At 69.8% G+C, this 24,659-nt stretch carries 11 protein-coding genes and 1 pseudogene; all 12 read left to right on the forward strand.

Features of this window, described 5'->3' with window-relative positions; translation table 11 throughout:
• Positions 1-91: 91 nt before the first annotated feature.
• Positions 92-2,146: an acyl-CoA dehydrogenase family protein gene (locus KEC56_RS04240; RefSeq protein WP_227529943.1), complete on the forward strand. Its 2,055-nt coding sequence runs from the start codon at positions 92-94 to the stop codon at positions 2,144-2,146.
• Between the two features lie 28 nt (positions 2,147-2,174).
• Positions 2,175-2,747 carry a DNA-3-methyladenine glycosylase I gene (locus KEC56_RS04245; RefSeq protein ID WP_227529944.1) on the forward strand — a complete coding sequence of 191 codons (573 nt, stop codon included), beginning with the start codon at positions 2,175-2,177 and terminating at the stop codon, positions 2,745-2,747.
• A 118-nt stretch (positions 2,748-2,865) separates the two neighbouring features.
• Positions 2,866-8,955 (forward strand): Ig-like domain-containing protein, encoded by a 6,090-nt coding sequence (locus KEC56_RS04250; protein ID WP_227529945.1) that lies wholly within the window; start codon positions 2,866-2,868, stop codon positions 8,953-8,955.
• A gap of 21 nt (positions 8,956-8,976) precedes the next feature.
• Positions 8,977-9,952, forward strand: a pseudogene (locus KEC56_RS04255) (AAA family ATPase).
• Positions 9,952-11,211 (forward strand): DUF58 domain-containing protein, encoded by a 1,260-nt coding sequence (locus KEC56_RS04260; RefSeq protein WP_227529946.1) that lies wholly within the window; start codon positions 9,952-9,954, stop codon positions 11,209-11,211. Before KEC56_RS04255 ends, KEC56_RS04260 begins: the two are co-directional and overlap by 1 nt.
• Positions 11,208-13,607: a transglutaminase-like domain-containing protein gene (locus KEC56_RS04265; RefSeq protein ID WP_227529947.1), complete on the forward strand. Its 2,400-nt coding sequence runs from the start codon at positions 11,208-11,210 to the stop codon at positions 13,605-13,607. Before KEC56_RS04260 ends, KEC56_RS04265 begins: the two co-directional genes overlap by 4 nt.
• Entirely contained in the window at positions 13,604-14,902 is a 1,299-nt protein-coding gene (locus tag KEC56_RS04270; protein WP_227529948.1) for an RDD family protein, read from the forward strand. The genes KEC56_RS04265 and KEC56_RS04270 overlap by 4 nt, the downstream gene beginning before the upstream one ends.
• A complete protein-coding gene (locus tag KEC56_RS04275; RefSeq protein ID WP_227529949.1) occupies positions 14,899-15,714 on the forward strand; it encodes a PP2C family protein-serine/threonine phosphatase in 816 nt (271 codons plus the stop codon). The genes KEC56_RS04270 and KEC56_RS04275 overlap by 4 nt, the downstream gene beginning before the upstream one ends.
• Entirely contained in the window at positions 15,714-17,051 is a 1,338-nt protein-coding gene (locus KEC56_RS04280) for an FHA domain-containing protein (protein WP_227529950.1), read from the forward strand. Before KEC56_RS04275 ends, KEC56_RS04280 begins: the two co-directional genes overlap by 1 nt.
• Positions 17,048-18,691: a serine/threonine-protein kinase gene (locus KEC56_RS04285; protein ID WP_227529951.1), complete on the forward strand. Its 1,644-nt coding sequence runs from the start codon at positions 17,048-17,050 to the stop codon at positions 18,689-18,691. Before KEC56_RS04280 ends, KEC56_RS04285 begins: the two co-directional genes overlap by 4 nt.
• Complete coding sequence (locus tag KEC56_RS04290; RefSeq protein WP_227529952.1) at positions 18,688-20,001, forward strand: RDD family protein; 1,314 nt, start codon at positions 18,688-18,690, stop codon at positions 19,999-20,001. The genes KEC56_RS04285 and KEC56_RS04290 overlap by 4 nt, the downstream gene beginning before the upstream one ends.
• Before the next feature lie 25 nt (positions 20,002-20,026).
• Entirely contained in the window at positions 20,027-24,586 is a 4,560-nt protein-coding gene (locus KEC56_RS04295; protein ID WP_227529953.1) for a type VII secretion EssC family protein, read from the forward strand.
• Positions 24,587-24,659: the final 73 nt, after the last annotated feature.

Raw genomic sequence — 24,659 nt, forward strand, 5'->3', positions numbered from 1 at the left:
CGAGCGTTGGAGGGATCGCACAGGACACTTTGCCAGGGATTGGAGGAGTTCTACGGTTGAAGCATCCTTACTTCTCTCTGAGAGGAATCCCATGGTCGACGCCGCTGTCCGCACTTCGCAGAGGACGGAAGACAAGAGCCCGCAGATCGATGTGCCCCGGGTCACCGACCTGCTGCTCGGCACCTGGGCGGACACCCGCCGCACCGCGCGCGAGATGATCAAGGACCCCGCGTTCTGGCGCGACGACTCGCTCGGCAAGGACGAGCACCGCGAGCGCGTGCTCAGCCAGCTGCACCTGCTCGTGCAGAACAGCGCCGTGCACCGCGCGTTCCCGAAGAAGTTCGGCGGCGAGGACAACAACGGCGCCAACATCGCCGGCTTCGAGGAGCTTGTCGCGGCCGACCCGAGTCTGCAGATCAAGGCCGGCGTGCAGTGGGGCCTGTTCGGCTCGGCCGTGCTGCAGCTCGGCACCCAGGAGCACCACGACAAGTGGCTGCCCGGCATCATGGACCTTTCCATCCCCGGCGCCTTCGCGATGACCGAGATCGGGCACGGATCGGATGTCGCTGCGGCCGCGACCACGGCGACCTTCGACCCCGAGACCGACGAGTTCGTCATCCACACGCCCTTCCGGGCGGCGACGAAGGAGTACCTGGGCAATGCCGCGCTGCACGGCGTCGCGGCCACGGTCTTCGCGCAGCTCATCACGAATGGCGTGAATCACGGCGTGCACTGCTTCTACGTGCCGCTGCGCGGCGAGGACGGCAACGACCTCCCGGGCATCAGCCGCGAGGACGACGGGCTCAAGGGCGGGCTCAACGGCATCGACAACGGTCGTCTCGCGTTCGACAACGTGCGCGTCCCTCGCACCAACCTCCTCAACAAGTACGGCGACGTCGATGAGAACGGCGTCTACACCAGCCCGATCGACAGCCCCGGCCGTCGCTTCTTCACCATGCTCGGCACGCTCGTGCAGGGCCGCGTCTCGCTCGACGGCGCAGCATCCTGGGGGTCGGCCTTGGGCCTGCACATCGCGATCACCTACGCGACCCAGCGCCGGCAGTTCGACGGAGCGGACGGGCAGGAGGTCGTGCTGCTCGACTACGGCAAGCACCAGCGCCGGCTGCTTCCGCGCCTGGCCACCACGTACGCCCAGATCTTCGCGCACGACGAGTTCCTGCAGAAGTTCGACGGCGTCTTCTCGGGCCGCACCGACACCCCGGACGACCGGGAGGACCTCGAGACCCTCGCCGCGGCGCTCAAGCCCCTGTCGACCTGGCACGCGCTCGACACCCTCCAGGAAGCGCGCGAGGCCTGCGGTGGATCGGGCTACATGTTCGAGAATCGCCTGGTCGGGCTCCGTCAGGACCTCGACATCTACGTCACCTTCGAAGGCGACAACAACATCCTGCTGCAGCTGGTCGGCAAGCGTCTGCTCACCGACTTCGCGAGCCAGTTCAAGGACAAGGACGCCGCGGCACTGGCCAAGTACGCCGTCGGGCAGACCGCGGGCAAAGTGTTCCACGGTGCGGGCCTGCGCCGATTCGGCCAGGCGATCGCCGACTTCGGTCAGGTCGCCCGTTCGGTCGAGAACGGACTGCGCGCCGAGCAACAGCACGAGCTGCTCGCCGACCGCGTGCAGCAGATGGTCGCCGATATCGCCGGCCGCCTTCGCCCGGCCGGCAAGGACAGGGTTCTCGGCGAGAAGCTCTTCAACGAGAACCAGGCCGACCTCATCGAAGCCGCTCGCGCCCACGGCGAACTGCTGCAGTGGGAGGCCTTCACGGATGCCGTGAACAGCATCCCCGACGAGGGGACGCGGCAGGTGCTCACGTGGCTGCGCGACCTGTTCGGGCTGCAGCTCATCGAGAAGCACCTCGCGTGGCACATCATCAACGGCCGCCTGTCGACCCAGCGCGCCGCAGCGGTGTCCAGCTACATTGACCGGCTGTGCCTGCGTCTGCGTCCGCACGCGCTCGACCTCGTGAACGCGTTCGGCTACGAGCCCGAGCACGTCCGGGCGCCCATCGCGAGCGGCATCGAACAGCAGCGCCAGGACGAGGCCCGTGCGTACTATGCCGAGCTCGCGGCATCCGGCAATGCTCCCGTCTCCGAGAAGGCGCTGAAGAAGGCCGCCAAGAAGTAGCCGCGCCCGCGGTACGTACGCTGGGCGCATGACCTCCCTCCTCACCGGAACCGACGGGCGCGCGCGCTGCGCGTGGGTCGGGACGGATGCCGAATACGCGCGCTATCACGACGAGGAGTGGGGGACGCCGCTGCACGGCGACCGCGCACTGTTCGAGAAGATGTCGCTGGAGGGCTTCCAGGCGGGCCTGAGCTGGATCACGATCCTGCGCAAGCGCCCGCGCTTCCGCGAGGTCTTCGAGGGCTTCGTCCCGGAGCGCGTCGCGCAGTTCGATGAGGACGACGTCGAGCGGCTCATGGCGGATGCCGGCATCATCCGCAATCGCGCAAAGATCCTCGCGACGGTGGGCAACGCGCGGCTGGTGGCGGAGATGGCGGACGGCGAGCTGGACGAGGTGATGTGGTCGTTCGCGCCACCGGCATCCGCTGCTCGTCCGGCATCCTTCGCCGATGTACCGGCCGTCACGGCGGAATCGACCGCGATGAGCAAAGAGCTTCGGAGGCGAGGGTTCCGGTTCGTCGGCGCAACCACGATGTACGCCCTGATGCAGTCGGCCGGAATGGTCGACGATCACGTCGAGGGATGCTGGCGCGCAGCCTGATCCGGTGGGCATCTCTCCCCGTCGTGGCCCTTCATTCCCTGCGGTTAGTATGTAGCGGTGCGTCCGGTCGATCTGCGTCCGGGGCACCATGTGAACGTGTACCGGGGGGATACCGAGGATGAAGGCGCTGTCCTGGTTACGCACCAAACCCAAGACAGCCGCATCCATTGCGGGGGTCACAGCCGGGATCGTCGCGATCGGCACCCTCGCATTCGCCTATGAGGGCAACCCCACCACCAAGGTCGATCTGAACGACGGCAGCGTGTGGATCACCAAGTCCTCCGCGCTCATGGTCGGTCACTTCAACAATGAGTCGGCGCTGATCGATGGGGGTCTGCGCACGACGGGCGAGAGCTTCGACATCGTCCAGGACGAGTCGACGATCCTCGTCACCGACACCTCGAACTCGACCCTCACGGCTGTCGATCCCGCACGCGTCTCGCTCGAGGACAGCATCACCATCCCCGGCGGCGCCAAGGTCGCCCTCGGCGAGCAGACGACCGCGATCCTCGACCCGCAGTCCGGCAACCTCTTCGTCGTCCCCGTCAAGGGCATCTCCGGGTTCGAGCTCGAGGGCGCCGAGCCGACCGCCGAGCTCGGCAAGAACTCCGATGTCACCGTCGGCGTCGACGGCACCGTCTACGCGGTCTCCGGCGAGAAGTCCGAGGTCGTCACGATCCCCGTCGACAACCAGGGCGAGCCGCTGGATGCGCAGACGGCATCGCTCGGCGAGCTCGACACGTCCATCGCGCCGACCATCACCGCGGTCGGCACGACCCCGGTCGTCCTCTCACCCGCCGACAGCGCGGTCATGACTCCTGGCGGGTTCCGCACCGAGATCACCGGTGCGGATTCCGCTGTGCTGCAGTTCGCCTCGGCGCCGACCGACTCGGTCGCCGTCGCCACGGCATCCCAGCTCCTCGAGGTTCCGCTCGACGGCGGCGACCCGACGGGGACGGATGCCGGCGGCGAGGGCAGCCCCGCTGCACCCGTCTCGCTCCTCGGCTGCACCTACGGCGCCTGGTCGGGCACGGGACAGTTCATGCGCGACTGCCCGTCCGACGCAGACGACGTGCACGAGGAGATCCCGGGGATCCAGACGTCCGCATCGCTGACGTTCCGCGTCAACCGCGAGGTCATCATCCTCAACGACACCGTCGGCGGCGCCGCGTGGCTCACCGACCAGAGCCTGCAGCAGGTCGACAACTGGGACGACCTCACCCCGCCCGAGGGCGAGACCGAGGACGAAGAGGACACCACACAGGAGACGGTCGAGACCACCCTGCCGGTGCGCACGGAGGAGAACACTCCTCCGGTGGCCGAGGACGACTCCTACGGAGTGCGTCCCGGCCAGACCACCGCGCTCCCCGTGCTCGACAACGACAACGACGCGGACGGCGATGTACTCGTGGCATCCCTGGACGAGAAGCAGCCCTCGATCGGCACCGTCCAGCCGATCTACGACGGCGGATCGCTGCAGATCGCCGTTGGCGAGGAGGCCTCGGGCTCGGCATCCTTCACGTACGAGGTCGATGACGGACGCACGGGCAAGGACACCGCGACCGTCAACCTGATCGTGAAGGACTGGGACACCAACACCGCTCCCAAGCCGAAGCGCAAGACGGCGCTGGCGGTCGAGACCGGCGGCACCGTCTCGTACAACATCCTCCCGGACTGGATCGACCCCGAGGGCGACGACATCTACCTCCGCGAGGTGATCGCCGCGCCCGGTGACGAGGTCGAGTTCACCACCGACGGCCAGATCACCTACCGCGCGACCGCGAGCCTGCAGGGCCGCAAGGAGGTGCAGGTCGTCGTCGCCGACGCGCTGGGCGAAGCGGCGACCGGGACGATCGTGCTCGACGTGCGCCCCTCCGGCTCCACGCTCCCCAAGACCAACGCCGACCACGTGCAGACGCGCGTCGGCGAGCAGGTGACCGTCTCGCCGCTCGCGAACGACTCGAGCTCCGGCCGCGAGCCGCTCCGGCTCACGCGCGTGAACGGCGACGAGTCACCGGGTGCGGCGATCGAGCCGGACTACCCGAACAAGACCTTCACCTTCAGCGCCCCGGCCCCCGGCGTCTACTACGTGCTGTACGAGGTCGCCGCCGGCCCGAACGGCGTGCCAGGCATCGTCCGGGTCGACGTCGCCGACGCCGCTGAGCAGGATCTGCCGCCGATCGCCGTGCGCGATGTCGCGCTGCTGCCGACCGGTGGCGAGGTGCTCCTGGGCGTGCTGAACAACGACACCGATCCGTCCGGCGGCATCCTCGTCGTCCAGTCCGTCAGCGTCGAACCCGGCAGCGGAATCTCGGTGTCGGTGCTCAACCACGAGTCGCTCCGCATCGGCGACCAGGGGGCCCTCGACGAGCAGGTGACCATCACCTATCGGATCTCGAACGGGTCGAAGACGGCCGAGGGCGAGGTGATCGTCATCCCGATCCCCGCGCCGGACAAGATCATGCCGCCGGTGGCGACGCCGGACAAGGCCGTGGTTCGCGTGAACGATGTCGTCACGATCCCCGTGCTCGACAACGACAGCAGCCCGATCGGCGACGCCCTGTCTCTCGAACCCGAGCTCGTCGAGCCGCTCGTGGACCCCGAGGACGGCGAGATCTTCGTCTCGCAGGACACCGTGCGCTTCAAGGCGGGCTCCGAGGCGAAGACCGTCTATGCCACGTACGAGGTCTCGGACACCCGCGGCAACAAGGTCGGCGGGTACATCACGATCCAGATCGTGCCGGAGCAGGACGAGAACGCCGCCCCCCGTCCGAAGGACATCACCGCGCGCGTGCTGAGCGGCAACACGGCCAACATCGCCGTGCCGCTCGACGGCATCGACGAAGACGGCGACTCGGTCGAGCTCATCGGCCAGGCGACCAGCCCCGAGAAGGGCCGGATCACCGAGGTCGCCCAGAACTACTTCGTGTACGAGGCGTACGCCGACTCCGCCGGCGTCGACACGTTCTCCTACCGGGTCCGCGACCGGCTCGGCAAGGAGGGCACCGCGACCATCCGTGTGGGCATCGCCGCCGCGGAGGACATCAACCAGGCACCGTATGCGGTCAAGGACTCCGTCGTCGTGCGGCCAGGACGCGAGATCGCCGTCCCGGTCATGGCGAACGACTCCGATCCCGAGGGCGACAAGATCTCCCTCGTCGAGGACGGCCTCGTCGAACCCGACGTGGAGGGCATGAGCGCCCGCGTCTCGGGCGACCGCATCCTCATCCAGGCGCCCGACCGCGCGGTCGAGACCTCGCTGCAGTACACGATCGTGGACGCGCGGGGCGCGGAGGCACAGGCCGTGCTGCAGATCAGCGTCGACGAGGACGTCCCGCTCGTCGCTCCGATCGCCCGCGACGACCGCGTGCTCCCGGCCGACCTCACCGACGGCGAGCTCACCACCGACGTGGACATCCTCGCCAACGACGAGGACCCGGACGGCACGACCGAGGGTCTGACGGTCGAGGTCGGCGACGGCGGCACGCTCCGCCAGGACGGCACGGTGCGCGTCACCGTCGGCGAGCAGATGCAGCTCATCCGCTACACGCTGACCGACCGTGACGATCTGTCGACCTCGGCGTTCATCTTCGTGCCCGCGGTCAAGGACCTCCGGCCCGCTCTCACCTCGACCAAGCCGGTCGAGGTGGTCAGCGGCGAGACCAAGGAGCTGCCGCTCGACGACTACGTCACCGTCGCCGGCGGCGGCTCGGTGACGCTGACCGAGCACGCCAAGGTCTCCGCGGCCCACAGCGACGGCTCGGATCTCGTCAAGGACGGAAGCACGCTCGTCTACACCTCCGCCGACCGGTACTTCGGCGAGGACGGCATCTCCTTCGAGGTGACCGACGGCACCGGGCCCGATGACCCGGAGGGTCGCAAGGCCACGCTGACGATTCCGATCACGGTGCTGCCGCCGGACAACCAGCAGCCCGAGTTCACGCGCGGCGAGGTCAACGTCGCTCCGGGCGAGGACGCCACCACCCTCGATCTCGCGGCTCTGACGACCGACCCCGATCCCGAAGACGCCGGCAGGCACAGGTACCAGCTCGTCGGGAACGCCGGCGACGGCGTGAGCGCGCGCGTCGAGGGCGACACGCTCTCGGTCGAGGCGGCGTCGAACGCGCGCAAGGGCACGTCGCAGACCCTGACGATCCGCATCTCGGACGGCGAGACGGAGCCCATCGAGGGCACGGTCGTCGTGAACGTCACGGCCTCGACGCGCGAGCTCGCGACGGCGAACACCGACACGATCGACGAGGCGAACCAGGGCGAGACGATCATGGTGCCCGTCCTGGACAACGACACGAACCCGTTCCCGGAGACCCCACTAGAGCTCGTAGGCGTCAATCGCGAGACCGGCATCGGTGAGGCCGAGATGGTCGGGGACCAAGTGCGGGTCACGCCCGGGGCCGACTTCGTCGGTCAACTGGTGCTCCGCTACACGATCGAGGACGCCACGGAGGACCCCGACCGCCACGTGGACGGCCGGATCGTCCTGACCGTGCAGGGCGTCCCCGATGCCCCGGGCAGGCCGCAGGTGACGAGCGTGCAGGACCGCACCGTCGTGGTGTCGTTCTCGGCACCGTCGAACAATGGTGCCGAGATCACCGGCTACACGGTCTCGAGCACCTCGGGCAGCGCCTACAGCAAGGAGTGCGCGACGACCACCTGCACCCTGGACGGCCTGACCAACAACGTCGAGTACACGTTCCAGGTCACCGCGCACAACCGCGTCGGAGAGTCGGATCCCTCCGGTGCGTCGGAGGTCGCGCGCCCCGACGCGCGACCGGACACCCCGGTGCCGCCGACACTCGTGTTCGGCGACAAGTCGCTCAAGGTGGCGTGGAAGACGCCGACGACGCCCGGATCCCCGGTCGAGTCGTACAACCTGCAGATCTCGCCGGCCCCGCCGTCCAGCGTCACCGAGAAGACCGGGGTGACCGGAAACTCGCTGACCTGGGAGGGTCTGGAGAACGGCACGTCGTACCAGGTGCGCGTGCAGGCTGTGAACCGAGCGCCCGAGCCGTCGAGCTGGAGCGAGTGGTCGCTGGCGGAGATCCCGGCAGGCCCCCCGATGCAGCCGGCCGCACCCACGACAGCCGAGCTGACGCCGGTCGGCGACCAGGCGCAGATGCAGGTGAACTGGGTCGCGCCGAACAACAACGGCGCCCCGATCACCGGCTACCAGCTGCAGGTCCTCAAGGGAGGCACGACCGTGCGCAGCGTCCCGGTGCCCCCGGGGCAGACGAGCCAGGCGGTCGTGGTCCCCACCTCAGAGGCGGCGTACTCGTACATCGTCCGCGCCGAGAACAAAGCGTCTTGGGGCCAGTGGAGCCCGGCGTCGGCTGAGCGTCGGGGCGCCATCCGACCGGATGCTCCGGCCAAGCCGACGATCTCGGCCGGCGATCGGTCGATCACGATCACGTCGAACTACACCCTCACCGCCGAGCAGCGCAACGGCGCGAGGGCCTCCGAGATCACTTACCAGTACCGGTTGAACAGCGGCGGATGGCAGAACCTCACCAGCGCGACGATCGGGGGTCTGACCAACGGCACGGCGTACACGGTGCAAATCCGCGGCCTGTCGAACACCGGGACCGGCAGCTACACGGGTGCCGAGTCCGCGCGATCCAACTCGGTGACGCCGTACGGCGTACCGCCGCAGCCGAAGGCGTCGGCGACGAACAACGGCGGCAACGTGACCGTGAGCTGGGGCAACAACGGCAACAACGGCAAGGCGATCACCGACACGCAGATCCGTCTCAGCGGGCCGGGCACGCCGAGCGGGTGGCAGTCCAAGGCGGCGAGCGGATCGGCGCAGTACGGCGGTCCGTACTCGCAGACGATCACGATCGAAGTGCGCGTGTCGAACGACAACGGCAACAAGTGGTCGGCGGTGGCGAGCGACAGTGCGACGACGGATGCCAAGCCGCAGCCATCGGCGAAGACCGGCAAGGGCGCTTCGGGCTACTGGCCAGGGGAGTGCACCGATTCCAGCTGCGCACACCTGACCGTGACGGTGGCGAACTTCCCGGCAGGTGAGTATCGCCTGTACTGCGACGACGGCGGGCGCTTCGGCGGAGCTCGCAAGTACGTTCCGGCCAACGGCACGGTCCAGCTCGGCTGCTTCTACGGCATGCCCGGCAAGTCGATCCGCGTGTACATCGAGGGCTGGGGCTACGCCGACGCCATGACCTGGTATTAGCGAGAGAAAGAGCATCACGACATGACAATGACCCCCGAACAGGCGAGCTGGTTCCAGGGCACCTTCACTCGCCTCGTCGAGAACATCGACAAGGCCGTGCAGGGCAAGCGCGAGGTCGTCAGCCTCGTCCTGGCATCCATGCTGGCCGAGGGAGGGCCACGTGCTCCTCGAGGATGCGCCAGGAACCGGCAAGACGAGCCTCGCGAAGGCGCTCGCGGCGACCGTCCAGGGCACGAGCTCTCGCATCCAGTTCACGCCCGATCTGCTGCCCTCCGACGTCACGGGTGTGACGATCTACGACCAGCAGTCGCACAAGTTCGAGTTCCACAAGGGCCCGATCTTCGCGTCGATCGTGCTGGCCGACGAGATCAACCGCGCCTCCCCGAAGACCCAGTCGGCGCTGCTGGAGGTCATGGAGGAGTCCAAGGTCACCATCGACGGCGTCACCCACGAGGCCGGCCGCCCGTTCCTCGTGATCGCGACCCAGAACCCCGTCGAGCAGGCCGGCACCTACAAGCTCCCCGAGGCGCAGCTGGACCGCTTCCTCGTCAAGACCTCGATCGGCTACCCCGACCTGGCCGTGACCGAGAGCATCCTCGCCGGGGCATCCGAGCGCAACCCGTCGTCGCACCTGACCGCGATCATCACCACGGGGGCCGTGGCCGACATGGCAGACCTCGCCGCGACCGTGCATGTCGAGCCCGCCGTCCTGCGCTACGTCGCAGAGCTCGCCGAGGCGACGCGTGAGGATGCCGGCGTGCGACTGGGCGTCTCTGTCCGCGGTGCCATCGCGATGGTCCGTCTGGCGAAAGTGTGGGCGGCAGCGCGCGGGCGCCACTACGTCCTGCCCGACGACATCAAGACGCTCGTCGCGCCCGCATGGCAGCACCGCCTGATGCTCGACCCCGAGGCCGAGTTCTCCGGTGTCACGGCCGACGTCGTCATCAGCCGTGTGCTCGAGCGCGTCGCTGCACCGCAGGCCAGAGCGGCGGCTTGATGACCGCAGAGGCGCTGCGCGTCGCACCCGAGACCGCCCGCGACGCCGGCTGGCGCGACATCGCGGCGCTCATCGCCGTGCGCATCGGCAACCGTCTCCGCAAGGTCGCGGCGGTCATCCGCCCGCTCGCCTGGATCCTCATCGCCCTCGCCGTCGTTTTCTGGATCGTGGGCCTGAGCCTCGGTTGGCGCGAGCTCATCGTCACCGCGGTCGTCGTCACGATCACGCTCCTCATCTGCTCGGTGTTCCTCATCGGCCGGACCGAGTACGACGTGAACCTCGATCTCGCCCGGACGCGTGTCGTCGTCGGGGAGCGCGCCGTGGGAGCGCTGACGCTGGCGAACCCGGGCAGCCGCGCGATTCTTCCGTCACGGGTCGTGCTGCCCGTCGGGAACGGGCGCGGCGAATTCGGCATCCAGCGCCTCGCGCCCGGAGAGAAGGCCGAGGAGCTGTTCGCGATCCCCACCCAGCGCCGCGGGGTCGTCCAGGTCGGGCCGGTCAGCGTGGTTCGCGGCGACCCGCTCGGGCTGTTCGAGCGGGCCCACCGCCGCGACGAACCCGTCGACCTCTTCGTGCACCCGCAGACCGTGCTCTTCGATGGCCAGTCGCTCGGCTTCCTCCGCGACCTCGAGGGCCTGCCCGCCGCGGACCTGTCGCGCGACGACGTCTCGTTCCACGCGCTGAACGAGTACCAGCCCGGCGACGACCTGCGCCACGTGCACTGGCGATCGACCGCGCGCACCGGCATCATGATGGTCCGTCAGTACGAGGAGACGCGGCGCTCCCACTTCGTCATCGGCCTCTCCACCTCCAGCGGTGACTACGCCGACCCGGCGGATTTCGAGTTGGGCATCTCGGCCGCCGGCTCGATCGGCCTGCGGGCTTTGCGAGACTCGCAGCGCGTCGACGTCCGCGTCCAGGGGCGCGCGCTGCGTGCAGATACCGGCAAGCAGTTGCTCGACTCGCTCGCGGCCGTCGACGGCAGCAGGCCGCGCGAGGGCGGCATCGCCGAGCTCAGCGGCGTGATCGCCGCGACCATGCCGCTGGCGAGCGTGGTCGTGCTCGTGTGCGGTTCCAAGGTCTCGAACGAGGATCTGCGGATCGCCTGCTCTCGGCTGCCGTTCGGCGCCCGCGTCATCGCCGTCGTCACCGACACCGCCGTCGAGGTTCCGGCGCTGCGCCGCATCGGAGACGCGGACGTCGTCAGCGTCGGTGCGCTCGACCAGCTCCCCCTCGCACTCCAGAAGGTCCTCGCATGAGCGCCCCCGCACCGTCGGCATCGATCCGCGAGCTGCCCCTGCGCCGGTGGTGTCTCGACATCGCCGCCGTGCTCGTGCTGCTGGGAGCAGCGGCCGTCGGGTTCTGGCCGAGCTTCGCCGGCCCGAGCTTCCTCGGCGCTGCGATCGGCGGGGCGGTCATCGGAATCGCCATCGCGGTCGTCGCAGCCTGGCGCCGGTGGGGGATCCTCATCATCACCGGGCTCACCGTCGCGGCGTACTTCGTCTTCGGCGGCGCGCTGGCCCTGCCGCACACCGCGATCCTCGGGTTCATCCCGTCGCTGGAGACCCTGAAGCAGCTGGCATCGGGCGTCGTCACCTCGTGGAAGCAGCTGCTGACGACCGTCGCGCCGGTCTCGGGCGCCGACGGGCACTTCATCGTCCCGTTCCTGCTCCTGCTCGTGACGGCGGTGCTGACCGCATCCCTCGCACTGCGGCTCACGCAGCCGGCGTGGGCGCTCATCCCAGCCGGCGTCCTGCTCGCCACCGTCATCGCACTCGGGACGCCCGAACCCGCCACGCCGTTGATCCAGGGAGCGGTGTTCGCCGTCGTCAGCATTGCATGGCTCGCGGTGCGTCAGATCTGGATGCCGCAGAACGCCGCGGTCTCGGTCAGCGAGATCGACCCGGCGCGCGCGAACCACATGCGGATGCGCCGGATCATCGCCGGCGGCATCGTCCTCGCCGTCGCCACCGGTGCCGGAGTCGCGACGAGCGCGTTCACCGCACCGGGCGAGGTGCGCCACGTGCTGCGCGACACCATCATCCCGCCGTTCAACATCCGCGACTACCCGAGCGCCCTGCAGTCGTTCCGCGGAATCGTCCGCGACGACAAGGACTCCACGCTGTTCACCGTCCAGGGGCTCCCGGAAGGCGCCCGCATCCGCCTGGCGGGAATGGACGAGTTCGACGGCCAGGTCATCAACGTCGTCGACGGCGGGCCGGGCACCTCGAGCGCGTTCGCGCCGATCCGCTCCAACATGTCGCCGGATGCCGAGGGGCTGCCGGTGACGATGCAGGTCGACATCGGCGATTACACGGGCGTCTGGGTGCCTCAGGCCGGCCTCGTCTCCGAGATCCGGTTCGCGGGCGCCGACGCCGACGAACTGCGCCGCGGAACGTACTACAGCAACGGCTCCGCGACAGCGGTCGCGACCACGGGCCTGCACAAGGGCGACAGCTACACCGTCCAGACCACGATCCCGGCCGAGGTCACCGACAAGCAGCTCGGCGACGCCGAGTTCGGCAATGTTCGGATGCCGAAGAACAAGAACGTCCCCGAGGAACTCACGACGCTCGCCGGCGAGATCGTCGCCGAGGCCGAGACGCCTGCCGAGCAGGCGCAGGCACTCGCCGACTACCTGTCGGAGGAGGGCTTCTTCAGCCACGGTCTCGAGGGCGAGGTGCTCTCCCGCGCCGGCCACACCGCCGAACGCATCTCGACGCTCATCGGCGGTGACCAGATGGTGGGCGACGACGAGCAGTACTCCGTCGCGATGGCGCTGCTTGCCGGCGAACTGGGCATCCCCGCACGCGTCGTCATGGGCTTCTACCCCGATGAGCAGGACGAGGGCGCATCGTCGTTCGTGGCGAACGGCGACAACCTGCACGCCTGGGTCGAGGTGAACTTCGACGGATTCGGATGGGTGCCCTTCGACCCGACCCCACCCGAGGATCAGGTCCCCAACGATCAGAACACCAAGCCCCGCGCCGACCCGAAGCCGCAGGTCCTGCAGCCTCCGCCCCCTCCGCAGGAACCGGTCGACCTGCCGCCCACGCTTCCGGACGATCGCGAGGCCGAGGACGAATCGCTGAACATCGCCGGCATCATCCTGGCGATCCTCGCCATCGGCGGCATCTCGCTCGCCGTCATCGCGCTGCTCATGTCGCCGTTCATCGTGATCGGCGCGTGGAAGGCGTCGCGACGACGTGCGCGCCGGTCGGCCGATCGCACGGCCGACCGGATCGCCGGCGGCTGGGACGAGCTCACCGATCGCGCGGTCGACTACGGCGCCCGGCTGACGCCCGGCGCGACCCGCGGCGAGGAGGCGGTGCTCGTCTCGGACGCGCTCGCCGTCCCGACGGTGACGGCGCTCGCCGACCGGGCGGACGCCGAGGTGTTCGGCCCGCACGACCCGAGTCAGGACGACGTCGACGCCTTCTGGAAGGAGGTCGACGGCATCGTCGTCGGCCTCGGCGCCGAGGCAGGATTCTGGAAGCGGATGAAGGCGCGGCTCAGTCTGCGATCGCTGCTGGGAGGGTCCGCGATCCAGTCCGGCCTCCAGGGACTGAAGGATGCCGCGACCGCGCGCATCCGGCGAGAACCTGGCACCATCGACAACAGCACGACAGAAGCATCCGAGAGCGAGACATCATGACGCAACCGACATTCGGCACCGTCGCCCCGACCTCCCGTCGCGCCGTGGCGTACATCATCGATGCGGCGATCGCCGCGGGCATCGGGATCGTCCTGAGCATCCTGCTCGTCGTGTTCGCCGTCCTCGCCGGGACGGACGGGATGCTGGCCGTCATCGGCGTCGGCGCGCCGCTGATCTGGCTCGTGCTGCTCGGCTGGTTCGTTTTCTACACCGTCATGCAGGTGGGCAAGGGCTCGATCGGCATGCGGGCGCAGGGGCTGCGGCTCGTGCGCGAGGACGGTGCACCGCTCGGATTCTGGAAGGGTCTGCTGCGCAACATCATCTTCGGGCTCGCGGCATCCATCGTCGTGGGGTACTTCACGCCCCTGTTCGACGGATCAGGCCGGTTCCAGGGCTGGCACGACAAGGTCGCCCGTTCGCTCATGCTCGACGCGCGCGCCGGCGCGCAGGCGAGCACGGCTCCGCCGACCGTGGGCCCGCACGTGCCGCCACGCCCCGGCACTCCGAACGGCGCACCGCCGATCCCCGGGCTCGCCACGCCCAGCGGATCCTCGTCGTTCGCCGCCCCGACCCCTGCTGCTCCGGGGCTCCGCGCGAACCCCGCGTTCCCGACGGCTCCGGCCATGCCCGCGTCCTACGCGGCTCCGACCGCGCCGGCATCGCCGAGCGCGCCAGCCACGCCTGCTCCGTCGGTGTTCGACGAGACCGTGCGGGCGCCTGAGCCCGCCCGTCCGCAGGCGCCGTCGCACGCCGACCTCTCCGCCCCGGTGGCGGGAGAGGGATCGCTGATCGCGTTCGTCCCCGGCATCACGCAGGACGGACCGCCGCAGCGCAGCGTCCAGGAGCCTGTCGTGCCGCCCGTGCCGGAGATCCCCGCGACCCCCGCTGCCGCGGCACCCGCCGAACCCGCGGAGCCGGCCCCTGCGTCCGATGACGCCGGTGATATCGAGGACACCAGGATCAGCATCCCGGGACACCGTCTCGTGTTCACCTGGGACGACGGCACGCGGGTGACGGTCTCGCGTCGCACGCTGTTCGGACGCAACCCGGCACCCGAGGACGGCGCGACGGTCGTGTCGGTCCGCGACGAGACGCTGTCGCTGTCGAAGACGCACTTCGAGGCGGTGGCCGAGACGTCCGGCGGCTGGATCATGGACCGGCATTCGACGAACGGCACTGCGATCGTGCGCGACGGCCACCGCATCGTCTGCGAGCCGGGCGAGCAGGTGCGCATCCGCCTCGGAGACGCCATCGAGATCGGCGACCGCATCGTCACGGTCGGGGGCTACGCATGACCGCACCGCTCATCGTCTCGGCCGGGTCGGCGACGCACGCCGGCCTGCGCCGCACTCTGAACGAGGATTCGCTGCTGGCCAGCGCGCCGATCTTCGTCGTCGCCGACGGCATGGGCGGCCACGAGGCCGGTGAGCGTGCGAGCGCAGCCGTCGTCTCGGAGTTCTCACGGCACATCGGACGTGAGAGCCTGGAACTCGACGACGTGCTCGACGTGCTCAGCCGCTCGCGCGACGCCGTCGATGCGCTCTCGGTCTCGGCGATGGGCCGCGCCGGCACGACCCTCAGCGGTCTCGTGCTCGCCGACGTGGACGGCATGGGCTACTGGCTCAGCTTCAACATCGGCGACTCACGCACCTACCGGTTCGCGGACGGCGAGCTCGAGCAGATCAGCGTCGACCACTCGGTCGTGCAGGAACTGATCGAGTCCGGCGAGCTGAGCGTCCTCGACGCCGCGTCCGACCACCGTCGCAACATCATCACGCGGGCGATCGGAGCGGGCAGCACCGGCGACGCGGACTTCTGGATGTTTCCGGCCGAGAACGGCGACCGGATGCTGATCTGCTCCGACGGGCTCTCGTCCGAGGTGACGGATGCCACGATCACCGAGATCCTGACCGCCGAATCCGACCCGCAGACCGCCGCGTCCGCACTCGTGCACGAGGCCGTGAATGCCGGCGGGCGCGACAACATCACCGTGGTGATCGTGGATGCGATCTCGGTCGCATCCCGGCCCGGCGTGCGAATGCGCGCGGATGACGACATCGACGAGGACACCAGACCGCGTGAGGCGGTCGCCGGAGGGATGAGCTGATGCAGACTGCATATCGACCAGGACAGTGGTACACCCTGGTGGCACCCGGCGCGCTCATCGCCCTGGCGCCCGAGGCGCCGGCCGAGCTCGTGCAGCGGCTCTGGGAGCGTCAGAGCGGCGGGAGCGACCTCGCAGCCGTCATCGATGCCCTGACCGAGCACGCAGGCGGCTCGTTCACCGCGATGCTCCCGTTCGCTGCGATCGTGCTCGAGGGCCCGAACGCCCGCATCGCGGTGCGCGGCGACGTGACGGTGCGGGTCGAGGGCGAAGCCGGTGCGGAGAGCTTCACCGGCTCGAACGTCACCACCTGGAGCGAGCGCTTCGTCGCAGGCGCGAGCCGCGTCGCCGTCGCCGCCGGCGACGACGCCGACGACATGTCGCTCCCGATCGCGGGCGGCATCGTGCGCGCAGCCGAGGCCACCGCCGAGATCGAGTCGTCCGACATCGCCGCGCTCGAGGCGGATGCTGCGCCCGAGATGGATGCTGCGCCGGAAGCGGATGCTGCGCCGAAATCGGATGCTGGCATCGAGGCGGATGCCGCCGTCGCCGCGAGCGCCCCGGAAGCGATCGAGTCGGAGCCCGCTGAGGAGTCGGAGCCCGCTGATGTCGCCGCGCCGGTCGACGAGCCCGCGGCCGAGCCCGAGACCGAGCCGATGGACAGCCCGGTCGCGGAAGCAGAAGACGCCGCCGAATCGGAGCCCGAGGTCGTGAAGGCGCCCGAGCCGGCCGATGAGGACGACGCCGTGAACGGCGCCACGCTCACGCCCGACGAGGTGACCTACGCATCCGATGCCGACGAGTTCGAGCAGCTGTTCGGCGCGACGATCGCGGGCCCTCGGGCTCCTGCCGCGCCGCCGATGCCCCCGGCGCCCGCCGCAGCGGCCGGCGACCACGACGGCGAGACCATCTCGGTCGCCGAGGCCCATGCTCTGCGCCAAAATGCACCGACTGCCGGCCCTGACGCGCCCACCGCCGTGCTCCCGGTCGTCTCCGGCGGCGCGGGTCGTGTGCGCGTGTCGACCGGTCAGGTCATGCGGCTCGACCGCACGGTCATCATCGGCCGCCGGCCGCGCTCGACGCGCGCCAGCGGCGCCGACATGCCGCACCTCGTCGCTGTCGAGAGCCCCCAGCAGGACATCTCGCGCAGCCACCTCGAGATCCGTCCGGAGGGCGACACCGTCGTCGTCGTCGACCTGCACACCACGAACGGCTCGACGCTGCTGCGCCCCGGCGCCGACCCGCTGCGCCTGCACCCCGGCGAGCAGACGCTTGTGCTCTCGGGCGATGTCGTCGATCTCGGCGACGGCGTCACCGTCGTCTTCGAGGATCTCCCGTGAGCAGACCCCCCTCGCAGCCGCCGGAGCTTCCCGGCTTCACCTACATCGAGCCGCTGGGCACCGGCGGCTTCGCCGACGTGTTCCTGTACGAGCAGCAGATGCCGCGGCGCCGTGTCGCCGTGAAGGTGCTGCTCGCCGACCGGATCTCGAGCGGTGCGGCGAAGGAGTTCGCCGACGAGGCGAACGTGATGGCGATGCTGTCGACGCATCCGGCCATCGTCACGATCTACCAGGCCGGCGTGGCTGGCGACGGCAGGCCGTACCTGGTGATGGAGTACTGCCCGCGCCCGAACCTGCAGGTCCGCGCGCGCAAGGAGCCGTTCTCGGTCGCCGAGGCGCTGCGCGTCGGCATCCAGGTCGCGGGTGCCGTCGAGACCGCGCACCGCGCAGGCGTCCTGCACCGCGACATCAAACCGGCGAACATCCTCGTCACCGAGTACAACCGCCCTGCCCTCACCGACTTCGGCATCGCCTCGACGACGGGGGCCGTGAGCGAGGCTACCGGCATGTCGATCCCGTGGTCGCCGCCGGAGTTCTTCGCCGAGCCGCCGCAGAGCGGCCCGCGCTCGGACGTGTTCGCCCTCGGCGCGACGCTGTACACGCTGCTCGCGGGCCGGTCGCCGTTCGAGCGGCCCGGCGAGCGCAACACCAGCGCCGACCTCATCGAGCGCATCGAGCGCGCGCCGCTGCCGCCGGTGAACCGTCCCGACTCGCCGGGCAGCCTTCAGCAGGTCCTTGAGCGGGCGATGGCGAAGAGCCCCGACGCGCGCTACCCCAGCGCCGTCGCGCTCGCGCGTGCCCTGCAGAAGGTGCAGATCGAGCTGGCGCATTCCGTCACGCCGATCGACATCGTCGACGACCACCCACTCCCGGAAGACCTCGAGGACGAGGACGAGGGCCTGACGCGCGTCCGCGACATCGTCAGCATCGAGCCCGATGCCGGCAGCACCCGCCCGTCCGCCACGACCCGCCCGTTCGGCTCACCGCAGCCGCAGCGCGCTCCGGTGGGGGACCCCGGTCCTCGCTTCGACCCGGGAACATCCACGTCGGCATCCGCGGTCGAGGACACCGTCATGCGACCCGGCGCGGCGGCGCCCGCTCCCGCACCCGTCGACGAGGATCGGACGGTCCTGCGCGGCCCGCGCACCCTCTCGCCGGAGGCGCCCGCGGTGCCGTTCCCGCCGACCGTCGGGGACGCACCGGAACCTGACCCGGCTGAGACGAAGCCGAAGCCGCGGGTGGGCATGTGGATCGGAATCGCGGCGGCCGCCGTCGTCCTCGTCGGCGGCACGATCATCGGCGTGAACCTGCTCCAGGGAACGGGCGAGCCCGACCCCGTGGCCACGCAGCAGGGGGCAGTCCCGAAGGATCCCATCTCCGACGCGGTGCCCGCCGTCGATGACCTCGCCGGCACGCGCGACGGCACGACCATCACCTTCACATGGACGAACCCGGCCGAAGAGGACGGCGACCTGTACCTGTGGAACACTGTGAGCCTCGACGGCACCGGGGTTCCCGAGTCGACCGAAGAGCCGACCGTGACGTTCGAGGGAGCCGCCACCGGACAGGTGTGCATCGATGTGCTGCTGCGCCGCGAGGACGGCCGTGCATCGGAGCAGGTTCGGGGGTGCGTGGAGTGAGCTCACGCGCTGATCGGTCGACGTCCTCCGAGCGAATGATCTGGGAGATCGAGGACGAGAAGGACGAGATCGAGGGCCTCGACGAGAGCGGGCGCCCCGACCCGGCATACGCGGCCGCCCTCGGCATGCTGCGCGCTCCGTTCGGGCGCCGCGCGCTCGCGCTCGTCATCGACGTCGCGCTCTGGCTCGTCGTGCAGCTGCCGTTCTGGCTGGGCGCCGTGCCGCTGCTGCTCAAACTCATGACCGGGTCCATCTCGGCATACGGGCTCGTCAACCACCCGTCGTTCGTCCTGGCCATCGTGACGACGGCGGCGACATTCGCCCTCACGCTGGTCCTGAGCATCGTCCAGCTGGTGATGCACGGTCGCGGGGGGCGGACGATCGGCAAGGCGATCGTCGGCATCCGCTCGGTCGACGTGCGCACCCTCGCCCGCCCCGGCGTCGGCCGGGTGCTGCTTCGCTACCTGCTCATGGGGGCGTCGGGCATCGTGCCCCTCATCGGCCCGGTGCTCATGCTGGTATCGCCCACCTTCGACCCGGATCGCCGCGGGCGGGGCCTGCACGACAAGGCGACCGGAGTCTGGCTCGTCGATATCCGGCGCGGTCTGAATCCGTACGACGACAAGCGCATGCGCGTGGCCCGCAAGCTCGTCAAGGCGGAACCGGCGCCCGAGCGCGTCGAGCTGCCGTCGCTGGCGACACCGCAGGATCCCGCTGTCGCGCCCCAGTACCGTCCTGGCAGTCGTGTCAGCGCAGGCGTCATCGGCGTCGCGCGCCCGCACGCACCCGACTCCCGACCAGACATCGGAATCGGTCAGCCCGTCGCACCTGCCCAGGAGGCGGCCCCGGAGGCGGGCAAGCCCGTGTTCGGCGGGTATCGACCAACCGGAGAGTCGGGTTCCGTTCCGCCCGCAGCGACGGCGCCGGAGCGGCCGGCACCCGCTCCGGAACCCGAGCCGGTCGTCCCCGCCGAGCCCGCCTCGGTCGCCCGCTTCGGGCTGAACCTCGACACGGGCGTGAACATCCCCGTGGAGGGCCCGCTCCTGCTCGGACGCAACCCGGACGCGAGCGGCCACCCCGGCGCGCAGACGATCCCCGTGGACGATGAAGCCCGATCGCTGTCGAAGACGCACCTGCTGGCGCGTCCGGTGGACGGCGGTCTCGAGGTGACGGACTGCGGTTCGACGAACGGGTCGGGACTGATCCGTGAAGGCATCGAGTACACCCTCGCCGCCGGTTCGCCGGTGATGGTCGTCGAGGGTGACGCGGTCCGGTTCGGAGACCGGCTGGCCGTCGTCGTCCGGATCTGACGGCGCGTGTGATGGAGAGAGACGAATGAGACTGAAACTGACCCTGCATCGCCCGGTCGGCGACCCCGTCGACATCGTCGTCACGACGGACTCCACGGCCACGGCGGCCGATGTCGCCCGGCACATCGCCGAGGCCGACCCGACCCGTTCGATCCCCGTCACCGAAGGCGACGTCCTCACCCTCGCCGTCGCCCCGCCGACCGCCGACCGGCTCGTGCCGCTCGATCCCGAGCTTCCGATCGGCGAGGCACCGATCGGCTCCGGGTTCGCGGCATCCATCCTCAATCACGGCCCCGACTACGTCGGCTCCGGCCAGCGCGAGATCGTCGGCGTGCTGCACGTGACCGCCGGCCCCCTGACCGGGCAGGAGTTCCCGATCAGGGCGGGGCAGATGGTCATCGGGCGCGATGCGGCAAGCGACGTCGTGCTCGCCGATCCGATGGTCTCGAAGCGGCACGCCCGCATCGAAGTCGGTCAGCACATCGATGTCGTCGACCTGAACTCCGCCAACGGCGTGCTCGTCGACGGCGTCCCGGTCGGCCGCATCCGCCTCGAAGAGGGCACGCCGTTCGTGATCGGCTCGACGACCCTCGTGCCGCGGCTCGCGCGCTCCTTCGACGGCAGCGCATCCGAGGAGCCGATCATCGAGCGCGGAGGGGGACTGCTGTTCAACCGCAGCCCTCGCGTCGAGGTGCGCTACCCCGGGACGGCGTTCAAGGCTCCGCGCATCCCGACCGAGAAACTCGGCAAGATCTTCCCCTGGCCGATCCTCGTCGCACCGGTCCTCATGGGCGTGGCCCTGTACATCATGAACGAGAACCCGCGATCGCTGCTGATGATCGTGATGACGCCGCTGATGGCGCTGGGCAACATGATCAACCAGTCGCGGTCGGCGAAGCAGAGCTCCAGCCACGAGTACAAGCTCTTCGAGCGGCAGTACGAGCAGCTCGAAGAGGACTTCTTCCGCGGCAAGCCCGAGGAGGAGGCGGCCCGCAACGCCGAGACGCCGCCGGTCGCCGAGGTGTTCGATCACGCGATGCGGCTGGGGCCGATGCTGTGGACGCGCCGGCCCGAGCACTGGAACTTCCTCGCCGTGCGACTGGGCACCTGCACCCTCCCCGCGCGCAACACGATCGCCGAGATGGACACGCCCGATGGGCTCCCCGAGTTCATCGAACGCGTCGACCGGCTCCAGGAGCGGTACGCGCAGGTCGACGATGTTCCGATCTTCGAGCTGATGGCGGATGCCGGATCGATCGGCATCGCGGGCCCGCAGCAGCTGGTGGCCGACGCGATGCGCGGCATCGCCGTGCAGCTGTTCGGCCTGCACGCGCCGAACGACGTCGTCAGCGTCGCGTTCGCCGACTCCGCGTGGACCGCGGAGCTCGACTGGCTCAAGTGGATGCCGCACACCTCGAGCGAGAAGAGTCCGTTCCGCGACGTCGCCCTCGCCGACTCGGCCCCCACCGGGGCAGCGCTGCTGAGCATGCTGGAGGACTACGTCCAGCGCGCGGCGTCCGGCGGTGCGGAGAGCCGCGAGCCGCGCGGGCCGTTCAAGGACGAGTGGAACCCGCTGCTGTACGGCACCGACGTGTCGCGGGCGGCCGGAGACCACAAGCGGACGCCTGCGGTGTCGGTCATCGTCTTCGTCAGCAGCGAGGCGCCGGTCGACCGCGGGCGTCTCACCGACGTGCTCGACCGCGGCGCGGACCACGGTGTGCACGCCGTCTTCGTCTCGCCGACCGTGGAATCGCTCCCGGCGGTGTGCCGCAGCTACATCGACGTGACGAACGGACTGGAAGCGGCCAATGTCGGGCTCGTCCGCACCGGCGACAGCTTCGAGGGCGCGCGCGTCGAGGGCGTCTCCAACGCGTACATGCACATGCTCGCGAGGCGCATGGCCCCGGTCGTGGATGCCAGCACGGTCGTGCACGACGCATCCGACATCCCGAGCACGGTGGGCTTCCTGCAGCTCGTGGACCCCGCGATCGCAGAAGACCCGCGGGTCGTGATCGAGCGGTGGCGGCAGAACAACACGATCGTCGACCGTTCCCCGACTCCCCGCCCCCGTCTGAAGAAGGCTGGCAACCTGCGCGCGATCATCGGTCAGGGCGCCAGCGACGCCATGGCCCTCGACCTGCGCACGCACGGTCCGCACGCCCTCGTCGGCGGAACGACCGGCGCCGGAAAGTCCGAGTTCCTGCAGGCCTGGGTGCTCGGCATGGCCGCGGCGCACAGCCCGGACCGGGTGACGTTCCTGTTCGTCGATTACAAGGGCGGATCCGCGTTCGCCGACTGCGTCGATCTGCCGCACTGCGTCGGCCTGGTCACCGATCTGAGCCCGCACCTCGTGCGCCGCGCGCTCACGAGCCTCAGGGCCGAGCTGCAGCACAGGGAGCACCTGCTCAACCGCAAGAAGGCGAAGGACCTGCTCGAGCTCGAGAAGCGGCAGGACCCGGAGTGCCCGCCCGCTCTCGTGCTCGTGATCGACGAGTTCGCGGCCCTCGCCTCCGAGATGCCCGAGTTCGTCGACGGCGTCGTCGACATCGCACAGCGCGGCCGCTCGCTCGGCATCCACCTCATCATGGCGACGCAGCGTCCCGCCGGCGTCATCAAGGACAACCTGCGCGCGAACACGAACCTGCGCATCGCCCTGCGCATGGCCGACGAGGCCGACTCCCGCGACGTTGTCGACGACCCGGTGGCATCGACCTTCCCGGCATCGATCCCCGGCCGTGCGATCGCGAAGACCGGGCCGGGTCGGCTCGTGCCGTTCCAGTCCGCGTACGCGGGCGGATGGACGACGGAGGACGAAGCCGCCGTCGAGGTCAGCGTGTCCGAACTGCGTTTCGGCGCCACCGCGGAATGGGAGCCCGAGCGCCCCGCCGAGGCCGAGACGCACGAGGAGGACCTCGGGCCCAATGACCAGAAGCGGATCGTGTCGACGCTGATCCGCGCGAGCGAGGTCGCCGGCCTGCCCGCCCCGCGCCGTCCGTGGCTCGACGATCTCGCCCCGGTGGTGGAGCTCGCCGATCTGCCCAACGACGGCGACACCCGCATCCCCCTTGCGCTCATGGACGTGCCGGAGAAGCAGAAGCAGGAGCCCGCGGTGTTCGTCCCGGACCGCGACGGATCGATGGTGGTCTACGGCACCTCCGGTTCGGGCAAGTCCACCGTGCTGAAGACCATCGCGACCGCGGCCGGAATGCAGCCCGATCGCGGCCGCGTGCAGGTGTACTGCCTGGACTTCGCCTCCGGCGCGCTGGGACCCCTCGCCGACCTGCCGCACGTCGGCTCGGTCGTCGACGGTGCGGATGCCGAGCGCATCCAGCGCCTGTTCCGCACCCTCGATCGCGAGATGGACCGCCGCGCGGCCTCGTTCTCGGCGGCGAGCGCTGCGACCGTCCAGGAGTATCGCGATATCGCGGACCCGAGCATGCCGCGCATCCTGCTGCTCATGGACAACTTCCCCGAGTTCAAGAAGGACTGGGAGTACGCGCCGGGACGCGCGCCGTTCTACCGCACCTTCATGCGCATCCTCGGCGAGGGGCGGACGCTCGGTGTGCACATGGTCATCACGGCCGATCGCGGCAACGCCGTCCCCAGCGCCGTCGCGTCCAACATCTCCCGCCGGGTCGTGCTGCGCCTGGGCGACCCCGGCCAGTACATGCTGCTCAACGCTCCGCGCGACATCCTCGACGAGCAGTCGGCGCCGGGGCGAGCCATCATCGACGGCCATGAGGCGCAGATCGCAGTCCTCGGCGGCACGCCGAACGTGGTGGAGCAGACCAAGGCCCTCACAGCCCTGGCCAAGACCCTCCGGGAGCAGGGTGCGCGGGACCTCCCGGAGATCGGCGCCCTGCCGACCATGGTGCCCGCCGAGGACATGCCGGCGATGGTCGACGGGATGCCCGTCTTCGGCATCGCCGACGACACGCTCGCGCCGCGCGGCTTCGAGCCGATCGGCTCGTTCGTCATCTCCGGACCGCCGGCTTCCGGGCGCACGAACGCGCTCAGGGCCCTGGTCATCGCGATGGAGCGGTTCGATCCGAACGTGCGGATGTACCACTTCGGCAACCGCCGCTCGCAGCTCAAGGACTTCCGTCCGTGGGTGCGCAGCGCGATCAAGCCGGAGGAGGAGAAGGAACTCGCCGAGCAACTGACCGAGCTGGTCACGAGCGATACGACGGAGGGCCGCATCCTCATCGTGATCGAAGACATCCCCCACCTCGCCGACGGTCCCGCCGATCGGCCGATGCGCACGCTGCTGCAGGCGATGAACAACAGCGATCACATGCTGATCGCCGACGCCGAGATCAGCCGCGCCAGCGGAAGCATCGGTGTGCTCGGCGAGTGGAAGACGGGTCGTCAGGGCATCATCCTCAAGCCGGACACGTACGACGGCGAGTCGATCTTCAAGACCGCGTTCAGCCGGATCAAGAGAAGCGACTTCCCTGTGGGGCGCGGCATCTTCGTGCAGGCCGGCCGCCTGGTCACGATGCAGATGCCGTTCGTCCCGGAGGCGCCGGCGGTGGGCAGGACTGACATGGGTACCGCTCCCCGTTTGCGGGAGCGGGTTCGTTGACTAACCTCGTTCCAGGAGGCCGCAGGGGCCTGACGAGGGCCACACAGGCCGGAAACACCACGAACGCGGAGGG

Source organism: Microbacterium tenebrionis (genome assembly GCF_020682665.1).
Classification (GTDB): Bacteria; Actinomycetota; Actinomycetes; order Actinomycetales; family Microbacteriaceae; genus Microbacterium; species Microbacterium tenebrionis.

Excerpts from the sequence above, each read along its gene's own strand:
- KEC56_RS04270 (WP_227529948.1), top strand. The coding sequence starts at position 13,604 with ATGACGCAACCGACATTCGGCACCGTCGCCCCGACCTCCCGTCGCGCC.
- KEC56_RS04295 (WP_227529953.1), top strand. The coding sequence starts at position 20,027 with ATGAGACTGAAACTGACCCTGCATCGCCCGGTCGGCGACCCCGTCGAC.
- KEC56_RS04265 (WP_227529947.1), top strand. The coding sequence starts at position 11,208 with ATGAGCGCCCCCGCACCGTCGGCATCGATCCGCGAGCTGCCCCTGCGC.
- KEC56_RS04250 (WP_227529945.1), top strand. The coding sequence starts at position 2,866 with ATGAAGGCGCTGTCCTGGTTACGCACCAAACCCAAGACAGCCGCATCC.
- KEC56_RS04240 (WP_227529943.1), top strand. The coding sequence starts at position 92 with ATGGTCGACGCCGCTGTCCGCACTTCGCAGAGGACGGAAGACAAGAGC.
- KEC56_RS04275 (WP_227529949.1), top strand. The coding sequence starts at position 14,899 with ATGACCGCACCGCTCATCGTCTCGGCCGGGTCGGCGACGCACGCCGGC.
- KEC56_RS04245 (WP_227529944.1), top strand. The coding sequence starts at position 2,175 with ATGACCTCCCTCCTCACCGGAACCGACGGGCGCGCGCGCTGCGCGTGG.
- KEC56_RS04260 (WP_227529946.1), top strand. The coding sequence starts at position 9,952 with ATGACCGCAGAGGCGCTGCGCGTCGCACCCGAGACCGCCCGCGACGCC.
- KEC56_RS04280 (WP_227529950.1), top strand. The coding sequence starts at position 15,714 with ATGCAGACTGCATATCGACCAGGACAGTGGTACACCCTGGTGGCACCC.